This is a genomic window from Sinorhizobium sp. NFACC03, from assembly GCF_900103435.1.
Taxonomy (GTDB): Bacteria; Pseudomonadota; Alphaproteobacteria; order Rhizobiales; family Rhizobiaceae; genus Ensifer.
The window spans coordinates 34503-53660 of record NZ_FMXF01000039.1; the positions used below are offsets into that span (position 1 = coordinate 34503).

16 protein-coding genes are annotated in these 19158 nt (G+C 63.6%); 14 read left to right on the plus strand and 2 right to left on the minus strand.

What is annotated here, in order from left to right:
* The first annotated feature begins 117 nt into the window (after nucleotides 1–117).
* The 4 genes from BLU35_RS30575 to BLU35_RS30590 all read left to right on the plus strand — a co-directional run bounded on the left by BLU35_RS30575 (nucleotide 118) and on the right by BLU35_RS30590 (nucleotide 6377).
* Nucleotides 118–1764, plus strand: coding sequence for an arylsulfatase (locus BLU35_RS30575; protein ID WP_502688194.1), 1647 nt, complete (start codon nucleotides 118–120; stop codon nucleotides 1762–1764).
* 66 nt (nucleotides 1765–1830) lie between these two features.
* Nucleotides 1831–4386 carry a spermine/spermidine synthase domain-containing protein gene (locus BLU35_RS30580; RefSeq protein ID WP_143033025.1) on the plus strand — a complete coding sequence of 852 codons (2556 nt, stop codon included), beginning with the start codon at nucleotides 1831–1833 and terminating at the stop codon, nucleotides 4384–4386.
* Nucleotides 4387–4590: 204 nt separating this feature from the next.
* Nucleotides 4591–5127 carry an L-2-amino-thiazoline-4-carboxylic acid hydrolase gene (locus tag BLU35_RS30585; RefSeq protein WP_093235894.1) on the plus strand — a complete coding sequence of 179 codons (537 nt, stop codon included), beginning with the start codon at nucleotides 4591–4593 and terminating at the stop codon, nucleotides 5125–5127.
* A complete protein-coding gene (locus BLU35_RS30590; protein ID WP_093235895.1) occupies nucleotides 5124–6377 on the plus strand; it encodes a Zn-dependent hydrolase in 1254 nt (417 codons plus the stop codon). The genes BLU35_RS30585 and BLU35_RS30590 overlap by 4 nt, the downstream gene beginning before the upstream one ends.
* A gap of 76 nt (nucleotides 6378–6453) precedes the next feature.
* On the opposite strand, the gene BLU35_RS30595 is transcribed toward BLU35_RS30590, so the two are convergent.
* On the minus strand, nucleotides 6454–7131 hold the full coding sequence (locus tag BLU35_RS30595; RefSeq protein ID WP_065375505.1) for an isochorismatase family protein: 678 nt from the start codon (nucleotides 7129–7131) through the stop codon (nucleotides 6454–6456).
* Nucleotides 7132–7264: 133 nt separating this feature from the next.
* On the opposite strand from BLU35_RS30595, the gene BLU35_RS30600 reads away from it, so the two are divergent.
* Nucleotides 7265–8185, plus strand: coding sequence for a LysR substrate-binding domain-containing protein (locus tag BLU35_RS30600; protein ID WP_093235897.1), 921 nt, complete (start codon nucleotides 7265–7267; stop codon nucleotides 8183–8185).
* Between the two features lie 11 nt (nucleotides 8186–8196).
* Here the strand turns inward: BLU35_RS30600 and BLU35_RS30605 are convergent, their stop codons facing one another.
* Entirely contained in the window at nucleotides 8197–9426 is a 1230-nt protein-coding gene (locus tag BLU35_RS30605) for an ROK family transcriptional regulator (RefSeq protein WP_162730689.1), read from the minus strand.
* A 232-nt stretch (nucleotides 9427–9658) separates the two neighbouring features.
* On the opposite strand from BLU35_RS30605, the gene BLU35_RS30610 reads away from it, so the two are divergent.
* The 9 genes from BLU35_RS30610 to cysT all read left to right on the plus strand — a co-directional run.
* A complete protein-coding gene (locus tag BLU35_RS30610; RefSeq protein WP_093235899.1) occupies nucleotides 9659–10897 on the plus strand; it encodes an extracellular solute-binding protein in 1239 nt (412 codons plus the stop codon).
* Between the two features lie 179 nt (nucleotides 10898–11076).
* The gene (locus BLU35_RS30615) at nucleotides 11077–11958 is read left to right on the plus strand and encodes a carbohydrate ABC transporter permease (RefSeq protein WP_057251333.1); all 882 of its coding nucleotides are present in this window, start codon (nucleotides 11077–11079) and stop codon (nucleotides 11956–11958) included.
* A complete protein-coding gene (locus tag BLU35_RS30620) occupies nucleotides 11958–12803 on the plus strand; it encodes a carbohydrate ABC transporter permease (protein WP_058324649.1) in 846 nt (281 codons plus the stop codon). Before BLU35_RS30615 ends, BLU35_RS30620 begins: the two co-directional genes overlap by 1 nt.
* Nucleotides 12804–12808: 5 nt before the next feature.
* Entirely contained in the window at nucleotides 12809–13825 is a 1017-nt protein-coding gene (locus tag BLU35_RS30625) for an SIS domain-containing protein (RefSeq protein ID WP_093235900.1), read from the plus strand.
* A 3-nt stretch (nucleotides 13826–13828) separates the two neighbouring features.
* The gene (locus BLU35_RS30630) at nucleotides 13829–14764 is read left to right on the plus strand and encodes a PfkB family carbohydrate kinase (RefSeq protein WP_093235901.1); all 936 of its coding nucleotides are present in this window, start codon (nucleotides 13829–13831) and stop codon (nucleotides 14762–14764) included.
* Nucleotides 14761–15846, plus strand: coding sequence for an ABC transporter ATP-binding protein (locus BLU35_RS30635; protein WP_093235902.1), 1086 nt, complete (start codon nucleotides 14761–14763; stop codon nucleotides 15844–15846). Before BLU35_RS30630 ends, BLU35_RS30635 begins: the two co-directional genes overlap by 4 nt.
* A 104-nt stretch (nucleotides 15847–15950) precedes the next feature.
* The gene (locus BLU35_RS30640; protein WP_093235903.1) at nucleotides 15951–17009 is read left to right on the plus strand and encodes a D-TA family PLP-dependent enzyme; all 1059 of its coding nucleotides are present in this window, start codon (nucleotides 15951–15953) and stop codon (nucleotides 17007–17009) included.
* 316 nt (nucleotides 17010–17325) lie between these two features.
* Nucleotides 17326–18363: a sulfate ABC transporter substrate-binding protein gene (locus BLU35_RS30645; RefSeq protein WP_440639090.1), complete on the plus strand. Its 1038-nt coding sequence runs from the start codon at nucleotides 17326–17328 to the stop codon at nucleotides 18361–18363.
* Between the two features lie 116 nt (nucleotides 18364–18479).
* On the plus strand, nucleotides 18480–19158 hold a 679-nt coding region (gene cysT, locus BLU35_RS30650), incomplete at its 3' end, for a sulfate ABC transporter permease subunit CysT (protein ID WP_502688195.1).

Here is a 19158-nt window from a genome sequence, read left to right on the forward strand (position 1 = left end):
CTTCGTAACTGTTACGTACTTACCTGAGGGCGCGTTTGCGCGGAGATTGCATCGGTAAATTCGAAACTTTGCCTGCATTCCGAGAGCGATTTGTTTGCGGCCTCAGGGAGACTTGAAATGAGTATCGATTTGAAGATCAGGCTTGGGCGGCTCGCGGCGTGCGCCGTCGAGCGGTCGATGAAGCCGAAGGCGCTGGCACTGGCCGGCACCGTGCTGATGTCGACCATCACCGCTTCGGCACCGTCGGCCATTGCGCAGGATGCCGCCAAGCCGAACATCCTCGTGATCTTCGGCGACGATATCGGCCAGACCAACATCAGCGCCTATTCCTTCGGCGTCGTCGGCTACAAGACGCCAAACATCGACCGGCTCGCCAGCGAAGGTGTGATGTTCACGGACTACTATGCCGAGAACAGCTGCACGGCCGGCCGTTCGACCTTCATCACCGGGCAGTCGGTGCTGCGCACCGGCATGTCCAAGGTTGGCGTTCCCGGTGCCCCCGTCGGCATCCAGGACCGTGACGTGACGATCGCCCAGGCGCTGAAGCCGCTCGGCTACGCCACCGGCCAATTCGGCAAGAACCACCTCGGCGACCAGGACCGCTTCCTGCCGACGGCGCACGGCTTCGACGAATTCTTCGGCAATCTCTATCACCTCAATGCCGAAGAAGAGCCAGAGCGCCCCTACTGGCCGAAAGATCCCAATGATCCCTTCGTCAAGGCAGCGACACCTCGCGGCGTGCTGCATTCTTTTGCCGATGGCAAAATTGAGGATACAGGCGCGCTTAACTCCAAGCGCATGGAAACCATCGATGACGAGACGACGGCGGCAGCCATCGGCTTCATGGAAAAGCAGGTCAAGGAGGGTAAGCCCTTCTTCACCTGGATGAACACCACGCGCATGCATCTTTTCACCCATATCCGGCCAGAGTACCAGGGCCAGAGCGGGATGCCGGGAAACGACTATGCCGACGGCATGGTCGAACATGACAATGACGTGGGCAAGCTCCTTAAGGCGATCGACGACCTGAAGATTGCCGACAACACCATCGTCATCTATGCGACCGACAACGGTCCCAACCAGTTCTCCTGGCCGGACGCCGCAACGACCCCGTTCCGCAGCGAGAAGGACTCCAACTGGGAAGGCGCCTTCCGTGTTCCCGCCATCATTCGCTGGCCGGGCAAGATCAAGCCGGGCGTTTCCAACGAAATGGTCTCCGGCCTCGACTGGTTCCCGACCCTGCTTGCTGCAGCCGGCGACAAAGATATCAAGGATCGGCTGCTGAAGGGTACCAAGCTTGGCGACAAGGACTTCAAGGTGCACCTCGACGGCTACAACCAGCTTCCCTATCTGCTCGGCGAGCAGCCGAAGGGCGCGCGCAACGAGTTCTACTACTTCAACGACGATGCCAAGCTCGTCGGCATGCGCTTTGACAACTGGAAGGCGGTCTTCTGCGAGATGCGCAAGCCCGGTGGCTTCGACGTTTGGCAGGACCCCTTCGTCTGCTTGCGCGTGCCGAAGATGTTCAACCTGCGCATGGATCCCTATGAGCGGGCGGATATCGTCTCTGATCAGTACAACGACTGGAGAACGAAGAATGTCTATCTTGTCGGGATCGCCACCATGAAGTCCGCAGCCTTCCTCGAAACGTTCATCGAGTACCCGCCGAGCCAGAAGCCCGCCAGCTTCTCGGTCGACCAGGTGGAAGAAGGCGTGCACCAGAAGATCGACGAGATTCTGGCGAAGACCCAGCCGGCACAATAACGCTCTCGAGAAGGCGGCGCCCCGCGCCGCCTTCTCTTTCACTTTTGCTAAAAATGGCGTGCCGCGATGACGAAGAACATTCAGCCCGCTCGAACGGTCTCCTTCGACGAGTCGATTGAAGACCCTTTGGCGAGACCGCGGGCACACGTCGCGCCGGCAATCGCCGCCTTCATGCTCTTCCTCTCCGGCATCGCGGCGCTGGTTTTCCAGGTTCTCTGGATCAAGCAGCTCTCGCTCGTCACCGGCATCGACGTCTATGCGGTCAGCACCGGGGTCAGCGCCTTCTTTCTCGGCCTGGCGCTCGGCAGCTTCGCCCTCGGGCGGATTGGCGACCGCTCCCGACAGCCGCTCCGCCTCTATGCCCTGCTCGAAACCGGTGTGGCCGTGCTCGGCGCCGGCGTCACCCTCATCCTTTCCCAGATTGCGCCGCTCTTCGTCGCAATCGAAGGTACCAATGCTCTCGCCGCCTGGGCCTTGCTGGTCCTGATCGTCGCGACCCCCGCCTTCCTGATGGGCGGCACCCTTCCCTTGCTATTACGAGCGCTCAAAGGGGCGCCGGGAGGCGTCGGCGCAAAGGGCGGCCGGCTCTATGCCGCCAACACGCTCGGCGCCATCCTCGGCTGCCTTGCGGTCTCTTTCGTCCTCATCCCCACTCTCGGCGTGCAGGCGACGGGATTTTTCGCCGCCGGCCTCGGGCTTGGCGCCGCGGCAATCGCACTTTCGCTGAGCACGGCCGGGATCCGCGAAGACGCGCAAGCTGATATGCCGATACCGGCGCAGGGCACCGGTGGTTCAAGGTTGGCGCTGCTCCTCTACGCGATCGCCGGCGGCGTCGCCCTCGGCTATGAAGTCGCCTGGTCGCAGGCGATCGTGCAATTCATCTCCACCCGTTCCTTTGCCTTTTCCGTGGTGCTTGCCACCTATCTCGCCGGGCTGGCGCTCGGCGCCGCACTCTTTGCGCGCCGGACCGACCGCCTGTCGGATCCCTGGAGCGCCTTCGGCCTGCTCATCACGCTAGCCGGCCTCGTGGCGCTGGCCGAGCTTGCCCTGCTCGGCCCCTGGCTGACGGCGTTGCAGGCCAGCGCGGAAGCAGCCATCGCCGGTATCACTGGCAGCATCTTCGCCGGCATGTGCGCACGCTTCCTCATCGCGGCGCTCACGATTGTCTTCGTCCCGACGCTGCTCCTCGGCGCCGCCTTCCCGGTCGCCCTGCGGCTCGCGGTCGATCCTCATCATGTCGGTCGCGACACCGGGCGCGTTCTGGCACTCAACACACTCGGCGGCATTGCCGGCACGCTTCTGACCGGCTTTGTGCTGATTCCGTCGTTCGGTATCATCCGAAGCTTCGCCGTTCTCGCCGTCGCTGCAGGCATCATCGGCGTCATCGCAGCCAGCCGCGGGGCGACCGGCTGGAAGGGTTGGCGCCTTGCGGCGCCAGCGCTCGGTGTCGTCACCGTGCTGATCGCCGTGATGGTGCCATCGGATCGGCTGGCCACCTTGCTCAATCTCTCACGCGGCAATGGCACGATCGTCTCCTATGAGGAGGGCCTCGGTGCGACGGTCGCCGTCATCGAACAGGGCCAACCGGATCGCCGTTTCCGCCGCCTGTATATCCAGGGCGTCTCCAACACCGGCGACGCCATGCCGTCGCTGCGCTACATGCGGCTGCAGGCGCTCTTGCCGCTCATGATCCACAAAGGCGAGCCGAAATCGGCGCTCGTCATCGGGCTTGGCACCGGCATTACCGCCGGCTCATTGCTCGCCTATCCCGGCCTCGACCGACGCGTCGCCGCCGAACTGCTGCCGTCGGTCGTCCGCGCCTCGACATTGTTTGCCGGCAATTTCAACGCGGCAAAGGATAGCCGCCTCGAAGTGCGCGTTGCAGACGGTCGCCGCGAGCTGATGCGCAGCGCGGAGCGCTACGATCTCATCACGCTGGAACCGCCGCCGCCGTCGGCCGCTGGCGTGGTCAATCTCTATTCGTCCGATTTCTACCGGCTGGCCCGCGAACGCCTCGCTCCAAACGGTCTTGTTGCGCAATGGCTGCCGATCGCCACCCAGAACGACGAGGACACGCGCGCGCTCGTGCGCAGTTTCCTCGTCAGTTTCCCGCATGCCTCGCTCTGGTCGACCGAGCTGCACGAGATGCTGCTCATCGGCTCCGTCGAACCGCAGGAACTTGACGCTGGCCGCATCACCAAGCGCATGGCCGACCCGTCCGTCGCCGCGACGTTCGGGGAAGTAGGCATAGGTGGTGCAGCCGACCTGCTCGCGACCTGGATGACCGACCGCGCCGGACTTGAACGTTACGCCGGATCGGCCCAGCCTGTCACCGACGACCAGCCGCGGATCGAATATGCAAGCTGGGTTCGTCCCGACGAGTTGCAGCGCACACTCCCAGCGCTCGTCGGCCTGCGCAGCAAGGCACCGCTCGTCGGAGCGGACTCGGTGTTCGAGAAATCCATAGCGGACGCCCACAACCGGCTAATGCTGTTCTATCAGGCTTCGCTCAACGCCTATGCCGGCTATCGCGACGAATGGGCGCGTGACATGGAACTGCTGATGCGCGTGGAGCCGGACAATCCCTATTATCGCTGGTTCGTTTCGAGCAGCGAGCGCTGATCGCGCACAGCCGGATCCCGGGCCCCACGCGACTGCAACTCGCGTCGCGTTGGTCGGGCTAAGATTGATTCCTGCATAATCGCGCTATAGCGCAAAATTTTTGCACGACGCGAAATCCCTCCGGCACAGATTTGCAACACAGAGGCATTGCCTACGTAGTATCCTGCCGCCGTTGTTCTGCCCTGTGGCAGAGGGAGGCACTCCATGGAAAAGACGGACAAAGAAAACACCGAAACTACGTCGCGGGCGGCAATGGATGGCGAGATCGGCATTCTCGCGCGCCGCCGCATTGAGGCCGGCATCATCGCGCCGATCTATGAGGCGATGCGCGAGGAGATCGGCGAGGAGCGCGCGCAAGCAATCCTCGACAAGGCGATCACCAAGGCCGCGATCGAAGCCGGCAGGACCTTTGCCGCAAAGACGCCTGGCGGCACCAACCTGCGCACCTTCCAGGAACTGCAGGACCTCTGGACCCAGGACGACGCGCTTGTCATCGAAGTGACCAAGGCGACGGATGAGGAATTCCACTACAATGTGAAGCGCTGTCGCTACGCCGAGACCTATCGCGACATGGGGCTCGGCCATATCGGGCACCTGCTTTCCTGCAACCGCGACGGCGTCTTCTGCACGGGCTACGATCCGCGCATCACGCTTGAACGCACCCAGACGGTAATGCAGGGCGCTACCCATTGCGACTTCCGCTACAAGCTCAACAAAGACGCACCGGAGCAGCCGAAATGAGCGCCGAAGCCTTGCGCACTGAGCCCAAGCGCATCAACACGCCGGCAACAAACGGCGACCGGCTGTGGAACGACATCGTCGCGACCGCACGCTTCGGCGCCGCCGATAATGGCGGGGTCACCCGCCTGACGCTGACAGAGGAGGACCGTGAGGTCCGCGATTGGTTCGTCGCCGCGTGCCGGGCGCTCGGCTGCACTATCGAGATCGACGGCATCGGCAACATCTTCGCGACCTATCCCGGCGAAGACATGTCGTTGCCGGCGATCGCCGTCGGCAGCCATCTCGATACCCAGCCGCAGGGCGGCCGGTTCGATGGCATCCTCGGCGTGCTTGCCGGCCTTGAGGTGCTGCGCACGCTCAAGGAAACATCCACCCTGCTGCGCCACCCGCTGACGGTCGTCAACTGGACGAACGAGGAGGGGTCGCGCTTCTCGCCGGCGATGATGGGGTCAGGCGTCTTTGCCGGCGCGCTTTCGCTTGATGCGGCGCACGCGCTCACCGACCGAGTAGGCGTCACGGTCGGGGCGGCGCTCGACGCCATCGGCTATCGCGGCGAAGCGCGGGTCGAGCCGGCCGCCTTCGCGGCTTACGTCGAGCTCCATATCGAGCAGGGACCGCTGCTGGAAGCGTCCGCAACCGAGATCGGCGTCGTCACCGGCATCCAGGGGCTGCGCTGGTTCGATATCACTGTCACCGGCACCGAGGCGCATGCCGGCAGCACGCCAATGGCGCAGCGCGACGATGCGCTCGTCGCCGCCGCCGAAATCGTGCTCGCCGTGCGCGACATCGCACGGGAGAATCCGCCCGGTGTCGGCACCGTCGGCTTCGTCGAAGTCGGCCCCAATTCGCGCAATGTCGTTCCCGGCACCGTCCGGCTTCAGATCGACATGCGTCACCCGTCCGAGGCCGGGCTTGATCGGATGCAGGCGGCGTTGGAGCATACCGTCCGCAGTGTTGGGCCGGGCGCAGAACTGAAGCGCATCTGGTCGAAAGCGCCGGTCGTCTTCGATCCATCGATCGTGGACGCCGTGCGCAACAGCACAGAAGCGCTCGGCTATTCGGCCACGGCCGTCGTTTCCGGTGCCGGGCATGATGCGGCGCACATCGCGACGATCATGCCGACCGCGATGATCTTCGTACCGTCCAAGGACGGGCTGTCGCACAACGAGGCGGAATATACCGCACCCGAAGAATGCGCCCGTGGCGCGGAGGTTCTGTTCCAGACCATCCTGGAACTCGACCGGCGCTGACCGACAAAGCCAAGCACCCACGGCAGACAGTCTGCCGTGGGTGCTTGCAAACCGGTTTCACGATTTCGCTGCGTTCTTAGCCGCGCTGCGAGTCGAGCTGCTCCTGGTCCTTTTCGACCTGCTGCGCCTTCAGGTAGCTCTCGATCAGCAACTGATATTCCGGAAAGATCTTGGTGTAGATCTCCGCCCACTGCTGGGCGTCGTCGCGGTGCCAGGTGCGCTGCAGTTCGGAGGCAACCGCTGCGGTATCCATCGGCACCACGCCAGCCTGGACGACACGGGCAAGGGTGATTTCCTCAGCCATCTTCGAATAGGTGCCCGAGGCGTCGACGACCACGAAGACCTTGTAGCCGTCATGGACGGCGCTGATTGCCGGGAAGGCCATGCAGACGCTGGTGATCGTGCCGGCGATGATCAGGGTCTTGCGGCCGGTTTCCTTCACCGCGGCGACGAAATCCGGGTTGTCCCAGGCATTGATCTCGCCGCGACGGGCAACGTACTTGGCATGCGGCGCATTGGCATGGATTTCCGGGATCAGCGGCCCGTTCGGGCCCTGCGGCACGGACGCCGTGGTGATGACGGGCATCTTCGCCAGCGTCGCCATGCTGGCAAGTGCCGCCGCATGGGCGCGCAGCTTCGGCATCGGCATGTCGTTGACGGTCTGAAACAGGCCGCTCTGGTGGTCGATCAGAAGCATCACGGCGTCATCGGGATCGATGACCGGGCGCTGTCCGTTGAAGTTTGCAGGTGTCATGGTCTTGCTCCTTGCTGGTTGAGCAACCACCCCATCCATGGTGGTTGGCGTTGAGGAGAAGATATCCCTGCACCAAACCTGGCAGTAGACGGCCATATCGAGCTATAATGTCCTGAAAATAGGACAATTACTCTTGCAAGACCTGAACGATCTCAAGCTATTCGTCGACGTGGTAGAGCAGAACGGTTTTGCCGCTGCCGCCCGCAAGCTCAACATGCCACGCTCACGTTTGAGCCGCCGCGTCGGCTTGCTGGAAGAGCGGCTCGGGGTACGGCTGGTGCAGCGCTCGACACGTCATTTCGTCATCACCGAGATCGGAAGGGAATACTACCGCCATTGCATCGCCATGCTGGTGGAGGCCGAAGCGGCACAGGAGATGATCGAGCGCATGCGATCCGAGCCACAGGGCGTGGTCCATGTCAGTTGCCCCTCTTCTGTGGTCTATTTCCAGGTCGCAGAAATGATCGCCCGGTTCATGGCAGAATGCCCGAAGGTCGAGGTCGTGCTCGAAAGCACCAACCGGCGAGCCGACGTGCTACGCGAAGGCATCGACATCGCCGTCCGCGTCCGCTTTCCGCCACTCGAAGAAAGCGATCTTGTCGTCAAACGTTTTGCCGAGAGCCGGCAGCGGCTGGTCGCCAGCCCGGGGCTGCTCGCGTCCATCGGCAAGCCGTTGATGGCGGCCGACCTCGCCGCCTTCCCAAGCCTTGCCTGGAACCCCGATCGCCCCGAACACGACTGGCGGCTGGAGGGCCCCGGCGGCGCAACCGCAATCGTGCGCCATCGGCCGCGGCTCGTCACCGAAGACATGGTGACGTTGCGGCTTGCCGCGCTGCGCGGTGTCGGCATCTGCCAACTGCCGGAGATGGTGATACGGCAAGACCTGAAGGATGGCACGCTTGTCGATGTGCTGCCCGACTGGGCGCCGAGGGCCGGCATCATTCACGCGGTCTTTCCCTCACGCCGGGGTTTGCTTCCTTCGGTGCGCGCCCTGCTCGATTTTCTGGCCGCCGGATATGCTGAACTTGCCCGTCTGGACGAGCCCAGAACCTGACGGTCGCGCAACTACACCGCGGCGTGCTCTCGTGTTTTCAAGATCGCGGAGAAGCGCGGATCGAACGTGCGGCTGATCGGCTCTGCGGCCGCACCGATCGCCACCGCCCAGGGGTCGGTGAAACCGATCTGCAATCGCGGGAGACTGCGGTCGCGCCGATCGGCGATCGAGGGGAGCAGCGGCATCATCGCCTCGACCAACAGGCGCGCGAGCCCCGGCGGAAGCCCACCGCACAGGATCACCGTCTGCGGGTCGAAGATCGTTTCGAGCGCCTGAACGGCGGCGCGCAGTTCAAAGACCGCCGCATCGAGCCAGCGCCGCACCCGCTCGTCCGGGCCGGCGGCGATCGCATCGATATGGGCGTAAAGCTCAGGATCGGCGGGATCGAGGTCGAGCAGCCTGCAGAGCGAGGCGATCGAAGCGCGATGTTCGAGCGGCGTGCGCTCATCCAGCGATGCGCCACGCGGCAGGCTAAGGATCATGCCGATCTCGCCAGCATTGCCATTGGCGCCGCGGTAGAGCTCGCCGTTGAGGATCAGCCCGGCGCCAAGGCCATAGCCGAGATAGATGCAGATGGCATGGTCGACACCGTGCGCAGCGCCAACCATGCGTTCGGCAGTAGCGGCCGCGGCTGCGTCGTTCTGCAAGCCGACATCGAGCCCCGTGCCGGTCGCAAGCGTCTCCAGCAACGGAAAATTCTGCCACGCCGCCATCATCCAGGTATCGTCGTCATCGGCTTCGATACCGAAGGGGCCGGGCATCGCCGCCCCAAGGCCGACGAGGCGATCTTCCGATTGCGGTGCGATCTCCGTGAGATCACGGCGGGTCTTCTCGATCAGTTCGAGGATCGTCCGGACGCCTGTCGCCGGCCCACCGACCGGCAGGTTGGCCTCGCCACGGGCGAGCACCCGGCCGACGAGATCGACAGCGATGGTCCGCGTCACATGCCTATCAATTTGCAGGCCGATCGCGAAAGCACCCTCCGGCACCAGGCGATAGGGCGTCGAAGGTTGCCCGCGGCCGTTGCGCACCGCCTCAAGCGACTCGACCAGGCCGTCCCGCTCCAGGTCCTCGATGATGTTGGAGACCGTCTGCTTCGTGAGCGCCGTCGCGCGGGCAAGGTCCGCCCGGGACAATTGGCCGTTCAGCCGCAACGCGTCGATCATGACGCGCCGGTTGTGTGCGCTCGTCCCCTCCTGGTTGGTGCCGCTCTTCGCCCGGATCAGGCGCATATCGTTCATCCAAAAAACCCCTCTTGACACTGTTAGAATATTGAACAAAAAATAAGTCAAGACAATTGACTTAATAGGAGCCCAAAAGAGCTCCGGGGGAACGAAAGCAGCGGCAAGCACCGCTGCGGGCGCTCCGATGGATATGTCGACGGCCGCTCGGAAACGGACGGACTTCTCGCATACGGCGCACCGTAGAGGCGCGCCGAAGAAAGCTGAAACGCTCAAGTTACTGGAGGAAATCATGTTGAAATCGATAAGAACCACCTTGCTTTGCGCGACCCTCGCCGGCGTCTCCTTCGTCGGCCACGCGCATGCGGAAACGACGCTCAACGCCCTCTTCATGGCCCAGGCCGCCTATAGCGAGGCGGATGTGCGCGCCATGACCGAGGCCTTCACCAAGGCCAACCCGGACGTGAAGGTCAATCTCGAATTCGTGCCCTATGAGGGCCTGCACGACAAGACCGTGCTGGCGCAGGGTTCCGGCGGCGGCTACGACGTCGTGCTCTTCGACGTGATCTGGCCGGCCGAATATGCAAGCAACAAGGTGCTCGTGGATGTGACCGACCGCATCACAGGCGAGATGAAATCCGGCGTGCTGCCGGGCGCCTGGACGACCGTCGAATATGACGGCAAGCGCTATGGCATGCCCTGGATCCTCGACACCAAATACCTGTTCTACAACAAGGAAATCCTGGAGAAGGCCGGCATCAAGGCGCCGCCGAAGACCTGGGACGAGCTTGCCGAACAGGCCAAGGTGATCAAGGACAAGGGTCTGCTCGCAACCCCGATCGCCTGGAGCTGGTCGCAGGCCGAAGCCGCGATCTGCGACTACACCACCCTCGTCAGCGCCTATGGTGGCAAATTCATCGACGGCGGCAAGCCGGCCTTCACCTCGGGCGGCGGCCTCGACGCGCTCAACTACATGGTGACGAGCTATTCTTCTGGCCTCACCAATCCGAACTCCAAGGAGTTTCTGGAGGAGGACGTCCGCAAGGTGTTCCAGAACGGCGAAGCCGCGTTCGCTCTCAACTGGACCTATATGTACAACCTCGCCAACGATCCGAAGGAAAGCAAGGTTGCCGGCAAGGTCGGCGTCGTGCCGGCGCCGGGCGTTGCGGGCAAGAGCAAAGTCTCCGCCGTCAACGGTTCGATGGGTCTTGGCATCACCTCGACCAGCAAGAACCCGGACGAGGCCTGGAAGTACATCGTCTACATGACCTCGCAGCAGACGCAGAACGCCTACGCCAAGCTCAGCCTGCCGATCTGGGCTTCTTCCTACGAAGATGCCAGCGTCACCAAGGGCCAGGAAGAGCTGATCGGCGCTGCCAAGCTCGGCCTCGCGGCCATGTATCCGCGTCCGACGACACCGAAGTACCAGGAACTTTCGAGTGCCCTTCAGCAGGCGATCCAGGAAGCACTGCTCGGCCAGGCTTCGCCCGAGGACGCCTTGAAGACGGCGGCCGAAAACAGCGGCCTCTGAGCCGTCCTCCCAAGCCCCGGGCGGACAACCGCCCGGGGACCGCGGGAATATGCGGTGGCGCTGGCATCCAGGCGCTTTAACACTTTGATTTGGTGCATCATTCGCTTGGGTCGATGACGATCCGGGGCAATATGCGATAGCATGACGGGGCTCCCTAGGCCCGAGAAGGTTTCCATCCTATGTCCGGCACCTGGATAACAACGCGCGCATGGCTGCTCATGCTGCCGCTGCTGGTGGTCATGATCGCCGTTATCGGCTGGCCGTTGATCGATACGGTCAGGCTTTCCTTCACCGACGCCAGGCTCGTCGGCACGGAAGGCACGTTCGTCGGCCTCGCCAACTATGCCAAGATGCTCGGCGGCTCGAACTTCCTGCGCGCCTTCGTGACGACGACCTGGTTCGCGGTCGTCTCGGTCACCGCTGAAATGGTGCTCGGGGTGCTCGCAGCACTGCTACTCAATCAACAATTTCGCGGGCGCACGGCTCTCAGAGCCTTGATGATCCTGCCCTGGGCTTTGCCGACCGTGGTCAACGCCACGCTCTGGCGGCTGATCTACAATCCCGAATATGGCGCGCTCAACGCCGCCTTGACGCAAATCGGCTTGATCGACAGCTACCGCTCCTGGCTCGGCGAACCCGGCTCGGCGCTGACGGCGTTGATCATCGCCGACTGCTGGAAGAACTTTCCGCTGGTTGCGCTGATCGCGCTCGCGGCACTCCAGGCCGTGCCGCGCGACATCACCGCCGCCTCGCTCGTCGATGGCGCGGGTCCGCTCAATCGCTTTCGCTATGTCATCATGCCCTATCTCGCGGGTCCCCTGCTGGTGGCACTGGTGCTGCGCACGATCGAGGCCTTCAAGGTGTTCGACCTCATCTGGGTCATGACCCGCGGCGGGCCGGCAAACAGCACGCGCACGCTGTCGATCCTCGTCTACCAGGAAGCGTTCTCCTTCCAGCGTGCCGGATCGGGCGCCTCGCTGGCGCTGATCGTCACGCTGCTCGTAACCGTACTCGCCGTCGCCTATGCAGCAATGGTGCGCAAAGCCGCAGGAGCATCCTGATGGAACGCCAGAACCCGGTTTTCACCGCCTTCGTCTATGCTGCGGCTCTGCTGCTGGCAGCCATCATCCTGGCCCCCATTCTCTGGCTCTTCGTCATGAGCATCTCCTCGGCCGCCGACCTCTCGACAAAGCCGCTCAACTGGTGGCCCAACGAGATCGATCTGTCGCGCTACCGCCTGCTGTTGTCGACGATCGAAAACAGCACCGGCGCTGCCTTTACTGCCTCGCTCTTCAACAGCCTGAAGGTCGCCGGGATGGCAACGCTGGCGGCGATCGCGGTCGCCATTCCCGCCGCCTGGGCGGTCTCGCGCACATCCAACGTTTCCTGGTCGCTCTATGCGGTGATCGCCACCTATATGCTTCCGCCAGTAGCGCTTGCCGTGCCGCTCTATATGGGACTTGCCTATCTCGGGCTTCTGAACTCGGTGTTCGGCCTCGCGCTTGTTTATCTCACCATTCTGGCGCCCTTCACAACCTGGCTGCTGAAATCCGGCTTCGATTCCATCCCGAAGGAAATCGAGAGTGCCGCGATGATCGACGGCGCCCGTCTCGACCAGATCCTCCGGCTCATCACACTGCCGCTCGCGGCACCCGTCATGGCGACGTCGGCGCTCTTTGCCTTCCTGCTCGCTTGGGACGAATTCTTCTACGCGCTGCTGTTCACCTCGGATCTGCGCGCCAAGACCCTTACGGTTGCCATTTCCGATCTCGCCGGCGGCCGTGTCTCCGATTACGGGCTGATCGCCACAGCCGGGGTGCTGGCCGCCCTGCCCCCGGTGCTGATCGGTCTCGTCATGCAGCGTGCCCTCATTTCCGGGCTCACCAGCGGCGGCGTCAAAGGATGACGGCTATGACCAATTCGGAACGCCCCGCCGGGCTCGTCGCGATCGATCGCGAAATGGCGCGTCAGGCCTCCGACGCCATCGCCTCCGTGCACCAGGCGACAGCGATGGCGGCCAGTGTCGCTGCCTCACTGAAGTCTACCGGCAAGCTGCTGCTGCTCGGCATGGGCGGCTCGCATGCCGTCGGTCGCGCCGTCGAGCCGCTCTACCGCGCCCATGGCATCGATGCCATTGCCCTGCCGCTCTCGGAACAACTCGGCCAGCCGCTTGTCATCGAAGGCAAGACGATCCTCATCACCTCGCAGTCCGGCGAAAGCGCCGAGGTGCTGCGCTGGTTCGGCGAAACCAAAGGCACAACGCCGCACACCTTCGGCCTGACGCTTGAAGGCGGTTCCTTCCTCGCCAGCAATGCGCCGTCTCTGGTCGGCGTCGGCGGCACCGAAAAGGCCTTTGCCGCCACCCGCAGCCTGACCATCAGCTTCGCCCTGCACCTCGCCATTCTCGCCGCCCTCGGCGATGATCCGGCCGATGCCCTTTACGTATTGGAAAACCCGCAATCACCCGATACCGCTGAGGCCCTCGCGGCCTTGAGCGACGTCCGGTCCGTCGTCACCTCGGGCCGCCGGCTGCAGGGCCTCGCCGAAGCGATCGGCCTCGGCCTGACCGAGCTTTCCCGCCTGCCCTGCTTCTCGCTTGAAGGCGGCCAACTTCGCCACGGCCCGATGGAAATGCTCGGTCCATCCGTCGGTGTTGTGCTCTTCCGCGCGGCAGATCCGACCGCCGGCCTTGTAGAAGCCATGGCGCTTTCCGCCGCCGAAGCCGGCTCGCCGGTCATCGTCTTCGATGCTTCCCGCCGGGCGCCAGTCGAAGGCGTCAGCACCATTCCCTTTGCGCCGGCCGCGGGCATGGCGGCGATCTTCGCCATGCTGCCCGTCGCCCAGTCCTTCATGATCGCCTTTGCGGCGTCGCGTGTCGAGAATGCCGGCACCCCCGTGCGCTCGACCAAGATCACCCGGAGCGAATAAACGATGCGTCCTCTTGCCGTGGTCGGCAATGCCAATGTCGATCTCATCCTCGGGCCGGCGGCCCCCTGGCCCAAAGCCGGCACCGAAATCATCGTCGACCACGACGAGCTGCGTGTCGGCGGCTGCGCCGGCAACAGCGCGCTCGCCTGGGATTCGCTCGGCGTCGACTATGCGATCGCCGCCAATGTCGGCAACGATCAGTTCGGCACTTGGTTGAAGGAGGCTTTTCCCGAGCGGTCCAAGTCCTGGCCGGTCGAGAATGTCGGGACCACGCTTTCCGTCGGCATCACCCATCCCGACGGCGAGCGTACCTTCTTCACCACGCGTGGGCATCTGCCGCTGCTCAGCTTCGACGAAGTCCGCACCATGCTCGACGGCGAGAAGCTCCGCGGTGGTTATGCGCTGTTGACCGGTGCCTTCCTGACCGATGCGCTGACATCGGACTATGACCGCTTCTTCGACTGGGCCGACGCCCACGGCATCACCGTCGCGCTCGACACCGGCTGGCCGCTCGACGGCTGGACGCAAACAAACTGCGCGGCGACCATCGGTTGGCTGAAGCGTTGCCGGCTGGCACTCTTCAACGAGGTCGAAACGACCACGCTGACGGGCCTCTCCGACCCGACCGAGGCAGCGCACGAGCTCAGGAAACATATGCCCGAAGGCGCGATCGTCGTCGTCAAGCGCGGTCCGCATGGCGCGATCGCCATCGACGCGGATGGCCGCTTTTCATCAGCCGCAGCACCCGTCGTTTCCGTCGTCGATACCATCGGCGCCGGCGATGTCTTCAATGCCGGGTTCCTGGCGGCACTTGCGGCCGAGATGCCTTTGGGGGCCTGTCTTCGCACCGGCGTCGCCATCGCCTCGGAGGCGATTTCCACCCTGCCGCGCAGCTACGGCAACCCACTTTCGTCCTACCTTCAGGAGACCGGCGCATGAGCGCTCTCGCCATTCAGAACATTCACAAGCGCTATGGCGAGGTCGAGACGCTGAAGGGCATCGACATCGATCTCGAGAGCGGCGAGTTCCTGGTGCTGCTCGGCTCATCCGGCTGCGGCAAGTCGACCCTGCTCAACATCATCGCCGGGCTTGCGGAGCCGAGCGGCGGCGACATCCGCATCGGCGACCGCTCCATTCTCGGCGCCCACCCGAAGGACCGCGACATCGCCATGGTGTTCCAGTCCTATGCGCTCTACCCGAACATGAGCGTTGCAAGGAACATCGGCTTCGGTCTTGAAATGCGAAAGGTCCCCGCGGCCGAGCGCGAAAAGGCGGTGGCGGAGACGGCAAAGCTGTTGCAAATCGAGAACCTGCTCGCCCGCAAGCCGAGCCAGCTCTCGGGCGGCCAGCGCCAGCGCGTCGCCATCGGCCGGGCGCTGGTGCGCAATCCGCAGGTGTTCCTCTTCGACGAGCCGCTCTCGAACCTCGACGCCAAGCTGCGCATGGAGATGCGCACCGAGCTCAAGCGCCTGCACCAGATGCTGAAGACCACGATCGTCTACGTCACCCACGACCAGATCGAGGCGATGACGCTCGCGACCCGCATCGCGGTGATGCGTGACGGGCGGATCGAGCAACTCGGCACGCCGGAAGAGATCTACGACCGCCCGGCCACGCTCTATGTCGCCGGCTTCGTCGGCTCGCCCCCGATGAACATCTTGGATGCGACCGTTGTGGAAGGTCGGTTGAAAATCGCCGGCGACGGCCAGGCGATCGCCCTGCCGGCACGCCTCCGCAACGTTGTCTCCGACGGCCAGCGCGTAAAGGCTGGTATTCGCCCGGAAGCGCTGCAACTTGCCGCTGGTGACGAGCCGGTGCCGCAGTTCAAGGCACGCGTCGAGGTGGTCGAATTGACCGGCCCCGAACTCGTCACCACTGCGCGGATCGGCGACCAGCGCATCACCGCCTGCCTGCCACCGCGCAGTTCGGTCCTGTCGGGCGAAGAGCGTGCCTTCACGATCGAGGCGGATGCCCTTCATCTCTTCGATCCCGACACCGGCCGGTCGCTGGCGAAAGACTGAGGGTGCCTGCGGGCGACGACCGGGATTGCTTTGGCAACGCCTTTTCCTTCTTGTGAGAATCGTTCATCACACGTTGTCCCGCGCGAGAAGAGGAAGTGACCGCGATGCCCCTGCCGATCGAAACGCCGGCCGTTCTCGTCGACCTCGAAATTGCCAAGCGCAATATCGAGCGCTTCCAGGCCTATGCCGATGAACATGGCATTCGCGTGCGCCCGCACATCAAGACGCACAAGCTGCCGCAGATGGCCGAGCTTCAGCTTGAGGCCGGCGCCGTTGGCATCACCTGCCAAAAGGTGACCGAAGCCGAAGCAATGGTCGAGGGCAGCGACCGGATCAAGGATGTGCTGATCACCTACAACATTCTCGGCGAGGCCAAGATGGCGCGGCTGGAGCGGCTCAATGGCCGCGTCGCGCTTGCCGTCGTCGCCGACAGCGACACCGTCATCGACGGACTTGCGGGCCATTTCGCCGGCAAGGACAAGCCGATTCGTGTGCTTGTCGAATGCAACACCGGTGCCGATCGTTGCGGCGTCGCTAGCCCGGCTGAGGCGGCGAGACTTGCCAGCCAGATCGAGGATGCGAAGGGGCTCGTGTTCGGCGGCCTGATGACCTATCCCCCCGTCAACGGCGAGGCAAAGGTCCAGGCCTTCATGAGCGAAGCAAAGAGGCTGATCGAAGCCGACGGCATCGCGGTGCCGGTGATCACCTCAGGCGGCACGCCGAGCATGATGCACGCCGCCGGTGCGCCGGTTGCCAGCGAATATCGCCCCGGCACCTATATCTACAACGACCGTTCGTTGGTGTCTCGCGGCGTGGCAAGCTGGGATGAATGCGCGCTGACGGTGGTTGCGACCGTCGTCTCCGTCCCATCCGAAACCCGCGCGATCATCGATGCCGGCAGTAAGGTGTTGACCTCGGATCTGCTGGGACTGACAGGCTACGGTCACGTACTCGGCCGCGACGATATCCGCATCGACCAACTCTCGGAGGAACACGGTCGCCTCGTCACCGATGGGCCGATCAACCTCAAGGTCGGTGATCAGCTCCGCATCGTGCCCAACCACGCCTGCGTCGTGACCAACATGGTCGATGCGGTCCACATCGTCGAAGGCGACACGCTCAAGGACACCTGGCCGATCGTCGCCCGCGGCCGCGTGCTCTAGTTTCGCACCCTAGGGACCCAGAAATCTGTGCCCGCCTGTGATCCCCGTATTTGCCACGAAATGCAGGGCTGAAGGCTCTTCGACGGACCGTTCCGGCAGACGCTCGAAAGGAGAAACGACGCGCGCCCACTGGACACCGGCATCACGCCCTCCATCTAATGGTCTTGGCGGGCCGGCACGGCCATCTTGGGCGGTTGCAGGCAAACCGTTCCCGAAAAGGCGGCGAGAACGATAGGACATTTCCCGATTGCCGCCCCCGGTGTCATCTGTTTGCGTTGTAGCAGTCGATAAAATTGATAGTTTTATCTGGTAACCGATGGAGGTCGAAATGGTCTTTGGACGAATTACCGGAATGGTGGGACTGGCAATTGTGCTCGGGGGCCTGCAGCTGGGAGCTGCGAGTGTTGCGTTTGCCGACACGACGATCTTGAACGTGTCCTACGATCCGACTCGTGAACTCTATAAGGACTTCAATGCTGCCTTCGCTGAGAAGTGGAAGGCCGACACTGGCGAAACCGTGGCGATCCAGACGTCGCACGGCGGCTCCGGCAAGCAGGCCCGCTCGGTCATCGACGGCCTGCAGGCAGATGTCGTAACGCTGGCGCTCGAAGCCGATATCGACGCGATCGCCAAGGAAACCGGCAAAATCCCGGCGGACTGGAAGACGAAGTTCGAGAACAACAGCGCGCCCTACACATCGACGATCGTGTTCCTGGTGCGCAAGGGCAACCCCAAGGGCGTCAAGGACTGGGGCGATCTGGTAAAGCCGGACATCCAGGTGATCACGCCGAACCCGAAGACTTCGGGCGGCGCGCGCTGGAACTTCCTGGCTGCCTGGGCCTATGGTCGGGCTGCCAATGGCGGAGATGACGCCAAGGCACAGGAATATGTGGCGGAACTCTTCAAGCATGTTCCGGTGCTCGATACCGGCGCGCGCGGAGCGACGACGACCTTCGTGCAGCGTGGCCTTGGCGACGTGCTTCTCGCCTGGGAAAACGAAGCCTATCTGTCGCTCGAGGAACTCGGCCCCGACAAGTTCGAGATCGTCACGCCGTCAATCTCGATCAAGGCCGAACCGCCGGTGGCGCTCGTTGACGGCAACGTCGACGCCAAGGGCACCCGCAAGGTAGCGGAAGCCTATCTCGGCTACCTCTACAGCGATGCCGGCCAGAAGATCGCCGCCAAGCATTACTACCGGCCGTTCAAGCCGGCAGTAGCCGATCCGGCCGATGTCGCCCGCTTCGGCGAACTGAAGCTCGTCACCATCGAAGACTTCGGCGGCTGGAAGGAAGCCCAGCCGAAATTCTTCGGCGATGGCGGCGTCTTCGACCAGCTTTACAAGCCAGGCCAATAAGACCGACCTTAGACGCGCGGCTGGACAATCCGGCCGCGCGTCTTGCTTTGCCGCGCCGGGCCATTGGCACGAAGCGCGGTTCAATACGTCTCGCGAGCTTTGTAAAGGTAGTGTCATTGACGGAAGCGACGAAGACTGCGCCCTGGCGATTTCGCCAGCCGAGTGTTTTGCCTGGCTTTGGGCTGTCGCTCGGGATCACGCTGAGCTGGCTGGTGCTGATCGTGTTGATCCCGCTGTCGGGGCTGGTGTGGCGGGCCAGCGGGCTCGGCTGGGCCAAGTTCTTTGAGCTGGCGCTCGATCCGCGCACGCTCAATGCGCTGAAGATCTCGTTCGGCACGGCGTTTCTCGCCGCCGTCATCAACCTCGTCTTCGGCGTCATCCTCGCCTGGGTGCTGGTGCGCTATCGTTTCCCCGGCAAACGGGTGATCGATGCCATGGTCGACCTGCCGTTCGCGCTGCCGACCGCGGTTGCCGGCATTGCCTTGACGACGCTTTATGCCGGCAACGGCTGGATCGGCCAGTTCATCGAGCCGCTCGGCCTCAAGATCGCCTTTACGCCATCCGGCATCGTCGTCGCGCTGATCTTCGTCGGCCTGCCGTTTGTCGTCAGGACCGTGCAGCCGATCATGGAGGAGATCGACAAGGAGGTGGAAGAAGCCGCCGCCACGCTTGGCGCCAGCCGCTTCCAGACGATCAGCCGGGTGCTGTTGCCGGGACTGCTGCCGGCCGGCCTGACCGGCTTTGCCCTCGCCTTTGCCCGCGGCGTCGGCGAATACGGCTCGGTGATCTTCATCG